The organism is Corynebacterium sp. MSK310 (assembly GCF_030227355.1).
GTDB classification, from domain to species: Bacteria; Actinomycetota; Actinomycetes; order Mycobacteriales; family Mycobacteriaceae; genus Corynebacterium; species Corynebacterium rhinophilum.
Window position 1 is genome coordinate 1 of sequence record NZ_JASPFZ010000011.1, and the last position, 14,087, is coordinate 14,087.

The window sequence follows — 14,087 nt, forward strand, 5'->3', positions numbered from 1 at the left end:
AAAAGACCCCATGAAGTAACTAACCGTGTACCCGCCCCGCAACACGCCGAACGGACACACATTCTGCTACTTAACCCAACCATCAAGTGGCACGTTTGTAGCACGCGATACAACGATGACACTCGGAACAAGTAAAAACCCACCGTTACCAGTGGGTTTGTGTTGCTCCTCCAACTGGGCTCGAACCAGTGACCCTTCGATTAACAGTCGAATGCTCTGCCAACTGAGCTATGGAGGAATATCCATGTTGTACTTCGAACGTGCCGCTCTCTGTGCAACGAGAATTAACTATATAGGCTAACGTCGTTTTCACACAAATCGCCTGGTTAGCCGGAAAATTTAGGGGCGTGGAACGTGGGGTGAGGGGGAGGAGGCATCGGCAAGCGCATTGCATGTGCGTTCCTTTGTTGGAACCAAGACCTGGAGTTTGGCCGTGTCCCGCTATTTTTCCCTTTTCCTGAACACCGTTCAATACGTCCGGTACCCTCAGATTATGACTTATTTCTCAGTGCGAATGCGGTCTGATTCCGCAGGCCAGCACATTTCGGGAGCAGAGCGAATTGTCAGGGAACACGAGGTTCCGGCGGTCTGTGCGGCGTTATCCGAGCGTGCTTTGGCGCACCCGAAGGGAATGGCGGAAAATACCTTCATCACCGTGGAGGCTTTGACTGAGTCCGATATTCTGCACGTCCCTTCCGTAGGAGTAAAAGAAGAAGCGGTGCAATCGCCCTCGCAGGCTAGGGACGTCATCGAGGAACTATTGCGCCCCATGACCGCTCATTCCCAGGTAGTCATTGAAGAGACGTTTACCGCTAGGAATATGCGCGGTGCGATGCTGATTGCAGCCGATACAGGTAAGCGCTGCGAGCCAGACGCACAGCGCGGCGTCCGCGTGAGCCACATGGACGCGCACAATGCTCAAGACGCGGCTTTCAAAGGCAAGGACGCGGCCCGTGAGGCCATCGTTCTTGCGAGCAAGGTAGCCGCGCACCCCGATGTTCTAGCAGAGGTCTGTGTGTCTGATGACCCGGCCTATACCACCGGTTACGTCTGCATAGATGACACGTACCACCGCCTTCCACGCATTAAAGAGCCTGGATCGGATGAGGGAGCGCGGGCCTTCATCATCAAACCAGGCGCCGATATTGAAGCGTTGATTGATTATCTGGAAAACCGCGCCGTGCTCGTGGATGTTGGGGCAGAAAAGTGAACGAGAGCCTAGAACAAGTCGCATCTGCGCGCCTGGACAAGTGGCGAGAAGACGGCCTGTGGCGCAGCCCTTCGGTTTTCGGAAGTGGACAAGTGCCGGAAAGCTCCTTGCGGACGGCCGCCGGGAAGACAGCCAAAGACGCGGTGCTCTTTAGCTCGTCGAATTACCTGGGCCTGGCAGAGCATCCGGAGATTAAAAGCGCCGTAAAGGACAGCGTTGATCACTACGGCGCAGGTTCAGGCGGCTCGCGACTGACCACCGGTACGTCTGAATTACACGTTGCGGTAGAGGCTGCTGCGGCCCGGCTGACTGGGTATCCAGACTCGGTGTTCTTTGCCACCGGGTATCAGGCCAATCTATCGACGTTGCAGGCGTTGGCCTCGCCCGAGCTCACCATTATTTCCGATGCGCGCAACCACGCCAGCATCATCGATGGCTGCCGGCTCGCAAAGGCGAGTGGCTCCTCCCTCTTCGTTACGGCGCACCGCGATACCTGCGCTGTGGAAGATGCCTTGGCTAACAGGACCACCAAGTATGCCTTGGTTATTACCGATGGCCTCTTTTCCATGGACGGGGTGCTTGCACCCTTGCCTGAGCTATCGCGGGTGGCGCGCAAATACGGCGCCTGGCTTATGGTCGATGATGCTCATTCATTCGGCACCGTCGGTGACCGCGGCTTTGGCCTCCCAGAATATTTCGGCGTCCAGCCCGATATCCAACTTATTACCGCTAGCAAGGCGCTTGGTGCTGAAGGCGGGCTCGTTGCAACGAGTAAGCCGGTGGCGCAGCTCTTGCGGCAACAAGCCCGGTCCTTCGTGTTTTCGACCTCGCCCACGCCAGCCACCTCTGCCGCTGTGCTTGCGGCGCTAAAACTCATTGAGTCTGATCCCAGCCTGGTTAGCCAACTGCAGGAGAATATTGCTTATTGGCACAACACACGCGGTACTACGCCAAAGCAAGGGCCGATTATCCCTGTGCACGTGGGCGATGAGGCCGCCGCGATGGACGCTAGCGCCGCACTGCTGGGGCACGGATTTATCGTCCCTGCAATCCGATGGCCTACTGTTGCACGAGGCGCTGCGATTCTCCGTGTTACCCTCATGGCAACCCATACGCGGGCGCAAATCGATGCTCTCTGTACCGAACTTAAACAGCTGAGTTTATAAGCAAAACTCACAGTGAGTGCGTCTAAGGAATGGGGTTCTCGTCGCATACAATGGCAGGCATTATGAGCAGCTTCATCATTGATTATTCGTGGCTCCGCGAGCTGGTGCTGTACGGGCGTGACGCCGAGCTATCCGCTGCGATTACCGGCAACTGGGACATTATTGAAGCCATATGGGACTTGGAAGAAAAGTACGCCTTAAATGATTCCGGTTTCTTTGGCGGCGATAATTGGGTTGCGCGCTTTGAGTCGGGCCTCGGTGATGGTGGCCCGTTGGATGTGGAGCTATTGGACGAAGAAGATACTTCAGTGATACTCGAGCTCTCCGTTACTGGTGACGATGAAGAGACAATGGAGCACGCGCTTATCGATGCCACCGAGACCATCACCTGCCACTTCACCGACTGGGGCTTCGAGGACATCGAGTGGACCGCGATGCAATGAGAGATAGAGACGCCGCCGCAAGGTTTTACTAGCCGAGGGGCTCAACAGGTAATTTTACTCGCGTACGTCTTGCTGCTGCGGAGAAAGAAGAATACGGTAGCAACTATCAGAGGTGATAGTCCGCTTCGGAGAAGACGGCTTGTTGCTACTAGCAAAGGCGTGGTCACACGCGGTTTGAGGGTTCCTGCCTGGTTGGCGGGGACCCTCAAATATTGTAGGTCGAGGATCTAGTTAGAGAGCGAGATCTCTAGAGTTTCTAGAACGGACGATAGGAGCGAGATCCCGAAACTGGGTTCGCAATGGGTTGCGTCCTCTGATGAGATTGCCCAACCTAGAACCTAGCGTTGAAACGTAGATTGAATCGCGTCAGTGGCATGCGCGAATGGAATCCGTTCTTGTTCAATGCGTAGCTTGCCGTCGGTGAAGAGGAGGCGATAGGCGCGCTGCTCTTCGGTGGTGAGGTGGCTAAGCATGGCGGAGCCATCACCAGGATCGGGGACCGCGAGGTGGCGGAACGCGGTGACGGTGGTGGTATCCATAAGGAGAGACTTCGTGTGGGGAAAGTGGGCGCGCACGCCGTTGAGGATGCTGAAGCCGGCGGCGTCAAGGTCGCCCCAGTAGGTGATTTCGGCATCGTGGAGCCAGGCAAGGGCGTGAAGTTGGCGGGCGGCATTGCCGGCGCCGAGGATGGCGATGGTGGGTGGGGCGGCATCGGAAAGCAGGGGCAGGGCTAGGAAGGTCTGCTTGTTTTCTACGATGAGAACGCGCGGGGGCGCGGTGGGAAAGAGTGGTCCAGCCTGGGAAAGGGGAACCTCGACATCGGACAGCGCCGGGGCGTGGTTGAGGTAGCGCAGACGCAGGCGGGCGTCGGTGCGGCGCAGTCCCAAATCCGTGATGCCGAAGGGCGAAAGCAGGGCGAGCAGCAGGCGGCGGTGGGTGCCTATCCACTTGCCATCCACAGCTTCGACCGGAACGGCGCGCTCCCACTCGCCGGAGTCCGGGTGGGCGCGCAGCCAGGTCAAGCATGGTGCCAAGCAGCGCAGATCGTATGTGTCAAGGTCTTTCCACTGGGCATAGGTGCGGTACACGGCGTCGGCGAATGCAGGGGAGTCGGGGAAGATCCCGGCGATGTCGTGTGCGCGCTGTAGCGCGCGGGAGTATTCGGCGCTGAGGCCTGCGGCCGCGGCGATGCGGGGAGCACCGGTAAGGACCGCGCGGGTGGGAACGGAATTGGTGCCTAGGCCCGTGCGGGACCAATTGCGCTGTTCGTAGTGGATCTCTTCTTGGTGCGGCCAGTGCTGCCAGGCGCGGATGAACTCCTGGGTGGCGGGGACATCGCGCGCGGCGGTGGCGGCCGTAGGCGGGTGCAGCGGCCAGTCGATGCTCAGCGAATCGGGAGTCGACAAAGCCTCCGCAAAGTGGTTGCGCAGGTATTTTTCCGCATGTGTGTGCAGGTCACTAGGCATCCGCATTGGGGGACTCCGGGGATTCCTGGGGGTAGGAGGTGGCATCGATAAGCGAATAGCCCGTACGCGCCTGCGGGCGTCCCTGGATAATGGGCTCGTCGTAATTGACCACGATGGTGCCATCCACGTACGGCGATAGCGTCTGGATGAGTTTGAATGGCGTTGCCAAAATCATGTGGAAACCAAAGGACGCAAACACGGACATGGCGGTGCGCGTAAAGGCCGGGTCGGCGCGATCAAAGGCCTCATCCAAAATGATGGAACCGTAGGTGGGAACGTCCTGATCCGGCTCCGCCAGGCGGAAGCGCAGCGCCGCAGCCAAGCAGAAGAACACCAGCTTTTGGGCCTGGCCGCCGGAAAGAGAGGCGGAATCCTGATAAGTATTGGCGGTCGTGCCATTGGGATAGCACTCGCGGCCGATGAAGCTGACATGCTTGCGGGTATCGAGGACCAGGTTGCGCCACCGAATATCCTCTGGCTCAGACGAGCCCAAGCGGCTGAGAATCTTGTCCAGGGCGTGGTAGCGCGCTACCGCAGCTTCGGGCTCATCGGCGCTAATCTCCGCCAAACTATGGGACGTTGCGGCATCGAGATCCCGCTGGAAATCTTGCACGACCTGGCCCCTGGCATCCTTCACATCAATGCGCAGGGTGCGGTCCCCATTGAAGGGCGTGCGCTCCAGTGACTTATTAATAAACTCCATGCGCTGTTCGATATCGCTACGGGCATGGCGAAGCGAAGAGGCGAGGTGCGATAGGTTTTGCACCGTCGTGCCATTGAGCAGCTCCAAGAACTGAGCGCGAAAATCCGCCAAGCGGTCCGCGCGCAGGAATTTCAACTTTTCCATACCCTCGCCGGCGAAGCTGGCCTGCGGTTCCAAATCCGCCGCTTCCGCCGGCCACTGCGATAGGTATTTGTGGAGGACAGAGACAATCTTGGCATTCGTCTCCTCGATGCGGCGCACGGCCCTACGCGCGGTTTCTTGCAGGTTAGCCTGCACCTCATCGCGCCGGGCATCGATGTCATCGATGGTGAGTTTTCTTCTGCCCTTGTGCAGGGCCTCTTCGACCGCCTTGGCGATGCCCTGATCCTCCACCCTGGGCACCTCGCCGATGCTCTGGCGCCGCTGAGTGGAGCGGTTCAGCTCGCCCTCCACGTTGCCGAGGTGTTTTTGTGCTTCGTTCAGTTGAGCGCGGGCGGCGGTGAGCTTTTCCTTTGCCTGCTCGTGTGCCGTGGCTAAGGCCTGCGCCTCCGGAGAGGAAGCCAAAGAATCATACTGTTCTTGCAAATCGCGTTTGCGCGCCTCAGCAGAAGCGGTATCAATATCTTGGAACTTAGTCTCCAGTACCCGCTGCGCTTTATCGCGTTGCGTGCGCAGGATATCCATCTTCCGGTTGAGCTCGTGGACCTGTTTGGCCATGGCACGAGCAGTGGCTTTCGCTTCCGCCAATTGGGAACGCAGGAGCTCAATCTTGGCGGTATTGGTGGAACCTACTCGGTACCACCGCGTGCTTTTAAAGCGCGTGCGATCATCCTTGATAAATCGCGTCGAGCCATCCTTATCCTTGGGCCGGCTTTCCAAGCCATCGCGCGTGACGGCTGGGGTCTTGGTTACCTGTTCGAGCGCCGCCACCGAGTTGACGCATTCGTAGTTAAATCGGCTCGAAATATGGTGGCGCACCCACTGCGCCATGGGGTGATCTTGAAACTCCAATTTGTGGATGAGCTGTTGCGGGCTGCGCGCAGGCGCAGGCGCAGGAGCAAACTCGGGGATAGTGCGGTACTCGAGCCGGGTACCCACGTTGCGCGAATTGACCCACTGGTTAATGGCTTCCCGCGCGGTTTCCGGAACGAGCAGGGTGGCGGCGAATCCGTGTAACAATTTTTGGATCACCGGTTCCCACTCCGCCTGTTGCGGGGCAATATCCAGTAGCTCGCCAGCGAAGGGAAGCTCCGATTCGGCGTAGCCAGTATCTTGCGCGAGTTGGGTGCGCAGCTCTACGAGGGCCTTATCAATATTGGTGTGCCGCGAGCTAAATGAGTGCAGCTCACTTTCTAAGGACGCGGATGCTGTCGCGGCATCGCGGGAGGCCACGCCGGCTTCTTGCTGCTGCTCAGTAAGCTGGGCCGAGTCAGCCTCGAAGTCCGCGATGCGCAGGCGGGCATTTGCTTGCAGCTCGGCGAAGCCGTGCGGGCTGAGCTCAAAGTGATCGGTCCACTGGTCGGCGGCAGCGGCAAGGTGGTGGAACTCCTTGGAGCGGTGCTCAATTTCCTTCTCCGCGGTTTCAATTTTGGCTTCTAGGGCGGCCAGCTCGCCGGCACTGAGTTGGGAGACGGCTACGGCGGCGCGGCGCTCGGCATCGTCAAGGTGCGTGACCTCCGCTTCGAGCGCCTCGGCCGCAGAGTGCGCCTCTGCCTGCTGGGCGGTCAGCACGCGGATGCGATAGTCCAGTTCTTCTGCCACCAAGCGGGCGCGCACCGCCGGCAGCGCCTCATTCATCGCCTCGGCCTTGTGCTTATCAGCCTCTGCGGTGGTGCGTTGGGAGTGCAATTGGGGCAGGGGTGCCAGCGTCTCAATCTGGGCCTTGACGTCCTCTACCCGCAGGTATGCCTGGCGCAAATCTTCGAATTGCTCCACCGACTCCTCCGCCCGCTCAAAGGTAGACGGCGTATCCAGCATATAGTCCCGGAAGAGCTGGTCCAGGCTGGATAGAGACTTGGCGGATTGCGTGCGGTGCAGCAGGACCTGCCCCTGTTCGCTCTTGATGCCCAGGCGTTTGCGGAAGCGATCCGCAAACGTGGTGTACGTCGAGGTAAATGACGCTCCAGGCCCCTTGTACATGGCCTTAATCTTGCGGGTATCCAGGCTGCGGGTGAGTAGGGGGCTGAGCTTATCGATGTCCTCATCTCCCTGCACCACCCCATAGAGCCTTTTAATCTGGCTCACCGAATTTTCACCGCCGTTGAGGCGGAAGATGGCGATGAGGGTGTGCTGCGTGCCAGACCCATTATCGTAGGTCAACGCCACCACCGAGTTTGTTGCGCCCTCACGCAAATACTCCGGGGCGATTTCACCCGTGTGCGCATTTTCTTGCTGCCGCCACGCCCCGCGAATATAGGAGACGAGGTTGCGCCCATTATGCCGACCGAGGTCCTGCTGCGATGCCGCGTTGAACTTGAGGTCCTTCTGCGGCACCAATACTGCCGACATCGCATCAAGCAGCGTGGACTTGCCCGAACCGGATCCGCCGGTGATGAGGAAGCCCTTGCGGGCTACCGGGATGGAAAAATAGCCGTGAAAAGTACCCCAGTTAATGAGCTGGATACGGCTGATGCGGAATTGGCCTGGATACAGGTTAGTCATCGGAAGCCTCCTCCTGGTCGCTCTCGGCTTCTGCGAGGCGGGCGTATTCATCCCGGATGGCGGTGACCGTGGCGGCATCGAAAAGCTGGCGCAAGACGGGTGAAACCTCGTAGCGCCCCTCTGTCTCGGTGGCGCTGAGCAGAGAGTATTCATTGCGGATGCGTTTAATCGCCGCATTGAAGCGGTTATTGAACCCGGCTTCATCGCGGTTATCAACCGCGCGGACGTAACCAATTCCCTCCCGGAGGTCTTCTACATCCACAATCACGCGTTCACCGGGCAGCGCTAAACCAAGTTCCTGGCGCAGGTTCAGCAGGATGGCGGTATCGATGTGCTTGAGCTTATCCGTGCGCAGCACCTGCGGAATGGGCAGCGTTTCCTCTTCTACCATCCGGGTAAACGCAAACCCTTCTGCTTCATCGACGACCAGCTCGAGGAATACCTCATGCAGGCGGGCGCGCAGGTTGTCTTCGTCCGAGATGATGGCGGACCATAAGACAGGTTCCTTGTGCGCACGCACGAGCGGCCCCTTCAACAGCTGCACCAACGCGCGGCGCGAGTTATAGGTCAGCGATCCTTTATCGCTTTCCCACAGCGGGGGCTCATGCGCCGAATCGACGCGGTGATTATCAGTAGCGCTCACTACAACTCCTCAACGGTGGTGCTATCGAAATACATAGTAGGGATATACGCCGCGCGAATGGTCCCATCTTCTTCGGTCCAGGTGACCTTCTCGTGCGCATCATACAGCGCCGGTAATGGGTGCTGGTCCGCAATGTGTACCAATCCCACGACGCTGGCCAGGCCCTGCGTGGGCGGGTACGCCTGCAATACTTGGCCAATCGTGCACGGACCCGCCTTGCCGACGGCCCCGCGAATCGCCGCATGCAGTTCCTCAAAGTCAATCTCTGACTCGCGCACTAACTCGTACAACGCCTCCGCGTTCTCCTGGCCTGGCTGGAAGGCTTCCGGTGCTTCTTCCACGACCTCGCGTCCTGGGTTGGCTAGTTGGATGCGCGAGACGGAGTGAATGGACATACCGATGCGCTGCAAGGGCGTTTCCATGCGGTGAAAGGCTTTCAGCTCCGATGCCTGCGCTGCATCAATGGCCATGCCTCGCGCCTCACGCAGTAGCTCAATCATGCGCCGGTCTTCTGCAAATTGTTCCGAAGAGACATAGTTGCGCAAGCTGCGTGCCAGGCCAGTCATCGTTTGATTGACCTCGAAGCTCGTTTCTTCCATATCGCGGAAGAGATTCCGCAGATGACGACGGTTTTCTGGCGCTAGCTCTTGGCCGACCTCGCTTTCTAAAACTTGCTTAATCCACTGATCCAGCCACGCACTGCGTTCTCTATCCATGAGGTAGGAATAGAATCCGCGGAAGCTGCGCCCCGCGTCCGATTCCGCGATGTGGTCTACACCGCTGAAGATTTCCTCGAGCACTTCGCCGCGGTAACCTTCTGGATCCAAAAGCTGGCGACGCAACCGGTGATTGAGGGCTTCAAGCTCATGGCGCACCCTGGCGAAATCGCTTGGCACCGCCATGGCCATGTTCAGCACGTCTTGGACGCGCTCCTGCGTCTCTGCGGCAGTCAGCCTTTCAAACTGCCCTAAATGTGCCTTTTCAATTTCGCGGTCAATGCGGTCTCGCTCCGCCTCTAAGCTGGCGACGCGGCTCGAAATATCCTCATTTGTATCCCGCGCCAAGCGTTGTAGCGCCGAGCCGATAGATTCCACGCGCGATGCCGTGACCGTAGTAACCGGCGTTTTCCAACGCTCAACGGCCTCGAGCGCGGACAGCGCTTCCTCGCTTGGCTCCAAGGTTTCCCCGCGTGAGCTCCTGCCAGATTTGCGGACTAGCCAACCAGCTTTTACCCAATCATTGCAATAGCTTTGCGGTGTGCGCGGCATTGAGAATTCACTGGCGAGCACCTCGAAATCGGTGACCATCAGCTCATATACTTCTGCCGCCGGCCGCGCCCGAGTGCCGCGGGGAAAATACTCAGCAATAAGTGCCAGAATCACCGGGGCATTATCGGCCGCCAGCAGCCGCACTGCCGCGGAATCATGTAATAACCGCCGCAGTGAAAGGGCGCGAGCTTCAACAGACATGATTCGATTTTGCCAGCTACGCCGGACACATGCAGCGTAGTTTGACTCACTTATTCGAATCAGTGGATCCACCCGCGCATGGTGGCCCTTGCGGGCCGAGGACTAAGAGACTGTACTAGTCTTGCTTAGTCCTGCGCGACGGTGACGTTGACGTCAATATTGCCGCGGGTGGCGTTGGAGTAGGGGCAGACCTGGTGGGCGGCATCGGCAAGCTCTTGTGCCTTGTCGTGTTCCTGGGCGGGGATGATGACCTCGAGCTCAACGGCGAGCTTGAAGCCTTCGCCCTCCTTGCCAATGGACACGCGGGCGCCCACGGAGGAATCGCCCAACTCAGTCTTCTCGCTGCGAGCTACCGCCTGCAGGGCAGAGTGGAAGCACGCGGCATAACCAGCGGCGAAGAGCTGCTCCGGGTTGGTGCCGTTGCCATCTCCACCCATTTTCTTTGGGGTGGACATATTGAAGTCAAGGTCAGAATTTTGCACTACGGCGCGGCCGTCGCGGCCTGCTCCGGTAGCGAGTGCTTCAGTGGTGTAAAGCGCGTCCATGGTTACTCCTTTTTTAAAGTCATTTTCGTACTAGCTGTGAGTACAGTCGCCGATTGTACTCAGAATTGCTAACGGTGTTTTTCGAGTTCAGCGACCTAAGAAGTGAAAGGACGCGCTAGGAAAGGTGGTACGGCTCAAGTGTGCGGCGCAGGCCTACTCAACCCGCGCCGGGGGAGTGGGCGCTCCTTCGGGCGGAAGTACCTTGGAGTAGCGCTTCGATTGGCTGGATTTCCCAGCACTCTCGGCGGTACCGCCAGTGGTGGGCGCAGTGGCACCGACTACGTCGGCCGTCTTTGCCGGAGAAGGTCGATTGGGTGCGGGATCCCAGTGGGTATCGACAAGCTTGCGCTGGCACATCCAACCCACCGCGAGGATGGCCAGGCCAATCACTGCGATGAGAATGCCGCTCCATACACCGCCAGCCTGGATAGACCAGCCGAGCAAAAGACCCAACCAGCCAAAGTCGGCATCGCCAAAGGTGGTGTTGGCATCTCCGAAGGAACCGAGCACGCTAAGCAGGAAGGCGGGCAGGAAAGTAATGAGCAAGCCATTGGCAAAAGAACCCAAAGCCGCGCCGCGGCGCCCGCCGGTGGCATTGCCGTACACGCCGGCCGCGCCACCAGTGAAAAAGTGTGGCACGAGGCCCGGCAAAATGAGGGCGACACCAAAAGCCGGGTTGAGCCATAGCGATAGCACAGCCAAGCCGACGAGCCCGCCGGTGAAGGAGAAAATGAACCCAATGAGCACGGCATTTTGAGCGTAAGGGAAGACAATCGGGGCATCGAGCGCTGGGATTGCGCCGGGAACTATCTTTGCCGCGATACCTTGGAAGGCGGGGACAAGCTCACCCAAAATGGTGCGGACACCGAAAAGAATGACAGCAACGGCCACGCCAAACTGTAGGCCCTGCGTAATGGATTGCATGAGGTAATTGTCTACATCGGTAGCGCCATCCGGGAAGGCCGTGAAAGCCTCATCGGAGCCTGCACGTGCAATAAATAATACGGCGAGCACGAGGTACATCAGCGCCATAGAAAGGGCCGTCGCCACCATCGAATCGCGCAGGAAGCGCAAGCCCTCCGGGAGTTTGAGATCCTCAGACGAAGGCGACATTTTCTCGCCTTTACCGCCTACAAGCTTGCCGACGCCGCCTGAAACCAGATACCCCGCCGTGCCAAAGTGCCCAATGGCCACGGAATCGTCGCCGGTAATGCGGCGGGTAAAGGGGTGGGCTATAGCGGGCAAAGACACCATCAAAATGCCAAGCAGTCCCGCGCCAAAGGCAACGATGACCCACGAAGGATACCCCGTTGCGACGAGCACCATTGTGAGCAAGGTGGCCATGAAAAGAACATGGTGGCCGGTAAGAAAGACGTAGCTAAGCGGGGTGAAGCGGGCAAGAACAAGGGAAACCACGAAGCCTAAGATCATAATCCACGCGACTTGACTGCCGAATTGATCTTGGGCGATGCCGACGATCGCCTCATTAGTCGGCACCACCCCTTGCGCGCCCGTCGCGCCAGTAATCATGGCGCCGAGTGGTTCTAGTGAATCGGAAACGAGGCCAGCGCCAGCGCCGATGAGCAGGAAACCCAGCGTGGCTTTGATGGCACCGCCGATGGTTTTGCCCGCGCCGCGCCCCATGGCAGCTAGGCCGACAGCGGTGATAATGCCGATGAGGAAGGCGGGAACGGACAGGATCTCATTGACGAGAAAGTTTGCTAGGGCGAGAAGAAAATCCATCAGGCTATTCCTTAAATGTCATAGAGCTCGCGCAGAGCCCCATCGATTTCTGAAATGGAGGTGAAATCCTGGATGACATAAACGGGAACGCCGACATCACCAAGCGTGGCCGCAATTTCACCTGAGGTGAGCAAAAAGTCCGCCTCGCTCGCGCGACCTTTGGCAGAGATGGTGTCTGTGGCTTCCACGGTTAGGTAGGGACCCCAGCCCCACTTATCCAGTAATTGTTCCAGCGTGTTTTTGAGGAAAAGGGAAGTGCCTAGGCCGTTTCCGCATACCGTGAGTATCTTTCCCTTGGAGGCTACGGAATCTTTAGCCGGTTCTGCTGGCTTTTGTGATGTCGGGCGCGCCGGGGACGTGGCCGCTGTGGTTTTCTTCTCCGTGGTGCCGGTGATTACCTGCCGTAGTTGCTCTTCGGTCTCAGCGCGGTCGAGTTCTTCCCGCTTGGTAGCCAAAAGCCGTGCCAAGTGCTTCATCGCTTCTATGTGCTCGGATTTGTCTTTGGCCGCACACGCTACGACTAGGTCCACCGGATCGTTAGACTCATGGTGGAACTTCACTGGGGTTGAAAGCTTAACCCACGACAGGGAGGTTTCTTTCACTGCCTGAGACGGGCGTGCATGGGCGAATGCGAACCCCGGCGCGACCACAATATATGGTCCGTTGTCTTCTACAGAGCGGATCATGGCGTCCGTATAGTCTGCGGACACCGTGCCGGCGTGTTCCAAAAGCGCGCCAGCCTGCCGTATTGCCTCGCGCCAGTCGCTCGCGGTGCAGCGCAGATCCACTGCGCCCGGCACCAGCAAGGAATCCACTGTGGCCATGTGTTTCTCCCGTCACACACTTAGCTCTTATGAAATAAAGTCACTCCAAAGCTTAGAGAGCGGGGATGAAAGGCACAAGGGTGTTACTACTTCTAGTCAGAGGAACCGTCCAGCGTGAACGTCTGGCGGCCAATTTCGTTCTGCCCAAAGTTGTATTTAGCTACCAACTCCACTGGAGTAGAGTCATCGTCTAGCTCATAGGCAGCTACGCCGGAGATGGTGCCGCCCTTTTTGATCTGCTCGAGTTGTGAATCGGAGAGCTCTGGGTCGTACAACGGGGCCACCTCGAGTTCATTTACGGTGTCGGCGCTGTTGTCTTGGACAGCGGTGAAATACATAAAGAAGTCGATTGTTGTTAGCTTTTCATCGGTTTTATTGGTGATGTCGTAATAAAACGCAATGAGCGGTTTAGTGCCATCTTCATTGCCTGGATCGCCAACGGGGATTACCCGGTGATCCGTAATCTTAATGGTTGCGGCCGGTACCTCAAGGACGTTGTCCTTGAAACTGCGCTCAGAATCGGTGCTCTTTAAAGAATTGACCGTGGTGGGTTCATCACTAATCTTTTTCAACTTCGCGGTGTGAGTGACATCTTGAATAGCTACGTCGAAAGTCAAAGTACCACCGTCCACCGTGAATTCTTTTTCATCGGCGGAGGCGGCCATCAGCATCGCACTAGTAGCAACAATATCCCGTTTCGAGGTGACTGTTTCACCACCCGCGGCGGCCGCTGCGTCGAAGGGGCCGATCCAATAAATCGAGCGGTTTTCGCCATTGTCGAATGTCCACTCGACGGTAATGACGTCATTAGTGATGCTGGCTTCCATCCAGCCATCGTCGGAGGTGCTGTCTTCTTGCTTCCAAGTGCCGACCACGGATTGCGAATTATTTCCGGCAGATTCGGTCTGCTGCTCTGATTTGGGGGATTTAGAGTTGTCGTTGGAATCGGAACAGGCAGTGACTATTAGGGCGGACGTTAGCACGATAGAAGAAAGTAATTTTCGCATAGAATAAAGTTACTCTAAGGGAGTGGGGAGGGGTAGAGACGGGGAAGGGCGTGAAAATTGGTCTTTTCCGCGCCATTGGCTACTCTTTTGGGAGCGGATCATTGTCCTTTGGGACACGGGATCCGCGTGGGGCTATAGCTCAGTCGGTTAGAGCTACGGACTCATAATCCGTTGGTCCCGGGTTCGAGCCCCGGTGGCCCCACCAAC

At 58.0% G+C, this 14,087-nt stretch carries 11 protein-coding genes and 2 tRNA genes; 4 read left to right on the top strand and 9 right to left on the bottom strand.

Annotated elements, in window-relative coordinates:
- Nucleotides 1–165 precede the first annotated feature (165 nt).
- Nucleotides 166–238, bottom strand: a tRNA-Asn gene (locus tag QP891_RS08555).
- A 255-nt stretch (nucleotides 239–493) separates the two neighbouring features.
- On the opposite strand from QP891_RS08555, the gene QP891_RS08560 reads away from it, so the two are divergent.
- The 3 genes from QP891_RS08560 to QP891_RS08570 all read left to right on the top strand — a co-directional run bounded on the left by QP891_RS08560 (nucleotide 494) and on the right by QP891_RS08570 (nucleotide 2,819).
- Nucleotides 494–1,210, top strand: coding sequence for a 6-carboxyhexanoate--CoA ligase (locus QP891_RS08560; protein WP_284770974.1), 717 nt, complete (start codon nucleotides 494–496; stop codon nucleotides 1,208–1,210).
- Nucleotides 1,207–2,376: an aminotransferase class I/II-fold pyridoxal phosphate-dependent enzyme gene (locus QP891_RS08565; RefSeq protein WP_284770975.1), complete on the top strand. Its 1,170-nt coding sequence runs from the start codon at nucleotides 1,207–1,209 to the stop codon at nucleotides 2,374–2,376. Before QP891_RS08560 ends, QP891_RS08565 begins: the two co-directional genes overlap by 4 nt.
- A gap of 62 nt (nucleotides 2,377–2,438) precedes the next feature.
- Nucleotides 2,439–2,819, top strand: coding sequence for a hypothetical protein (locus tag QP891_RS08570; RefSeq protein ID WP_284770976.1), 381 nt, complete (start codon nucleotides 2,439–2,441; stop codon nucleotides 2,817–2,819).
- Between the two features lie 338 nt (nucleotides 2,820–3,157).
- On the opposite strand, the gene QP891_RS08575 is transcribed toward QP891_RS08570, so the two are convergent.
- The 8 genes from QP891_RS08575 to QP891_RS08610 all read right to left on the bottom strand — a co-directional run bounded on the left by QP891_RS08575 (nucleotide 3,158) and on the right by QP891_RS08610 (nucleotide 13,880).
- Nucleotides 3,158–4,291, bottom strand: coding sequence for a DUF3322 domain-containing protein (locus QP891_RS08575; RefSeq protein WP_284770977.1), 1,134 nt, complete (start codon nucleotides 4,289–4,291; stop codon nucleotides 3,158–3,160).
- Complete coding sequence (locus tag QP891_RS08580) at nucleotides 4,278–7,649, bottom strand: ATP-binding protein (RefSeq protein WP_284770978.1); 3,372 nt, start codon at nucleotides 7,647–7,649, stop codon at nucleotides 4,278–4,280. The genes QP891_RS08575 and QP891_RS08580 overlap by 14 nt, the downstream gene beginning before the upstream one ends.
- Nucleotides 7,642–8,292 (bottom strand): DUF4194 domain-containing protein, encoded by a 651-nt coding sequence (locus tag QP891_RS08585; protein ID WP_023017165.1) that lies wholly within the window; start codon nucleotides 8,290–8,292, stop codon nucleotides 7,642–7,644. The genes QP891_RS08580 and QP891_RS08585 overlap by 8 nt, the downstream gene beginning before the upstream one ends.
- Entirely contained in the window at nucleotides 8,292–9,761 is a 1,470-nt protein-coding gene (locus tag QP891_RS08590; RefSeq protein WP_284770979.1) for a DUF3375 domain-containing protein, read from the bottom strand. The genes QP891_RS08585 and QP891_RS08590 overlap by 1 nt, the downstream gene beginning before the upstream one ends.
- Before the next feature lie 125 nt (nucleotides 9,762–9,886).
- Entirely contained in the window at nucleotides 9,887–10,306 is a 420-nt protein-coding gene (locus QP891_RS08595; RefSeq protein WP_284770980.1) for an organic hydroperoxide resistance protein, read from the bottom strand.
- Nucleotides 10,307–10,459: 153 nt separating this feature from the next.
- On the bottom strand, nucleotides 10,460–12,049 hold the full coding sequence (ulaA, locus tag QP891_RS08600) for a PTS ascorbate transporter subunit IIC (protein ID WP_284770981.1): 1,590 nt from the start codon (nucleotides 12,047–12,049) through the stop codon (nucleotides 10,460–10,462).
- 11 nt (nucleotides 12,050–12,060) lie between these two features.
- A complete protein-coding gene (locus QP891_RS08605; protein ID WP_284770982.1) occupies nucleotides 12,061–12,873 on the bottom strand; it encodes a PTS sugar transporter subunit IIAB in 813 nt (270 codons plus the stop codon).
- Between the two features lie 92 nt (nucleotides 12,874–12,965).
- On the bottom strand, nucleotides 12,966–13,880 hold the full coding sequence (locus tag QP891_RS08610; protein ID WP_284770983.1) for a DUF5067 domain-containing protein: 915 nt from the start codon (nucleotides 13,878–13,880) through the stop codon (nucleotides 12,966–12,968).
- 128 nt (nucleotides 13,881–14,008) lie between these two features.
- Between QP891_RS08610 and QP891_RS08615 the strand changes: the two genes are divergently transcribed.
- Nucleotides 14,009–14,085, top strand: a tRNA-Ile gene (locus QP891_RS08615).
- The last annotated feature ends 2 nt before the right edge of the window (nucleotides 14,086–14,087 follow it).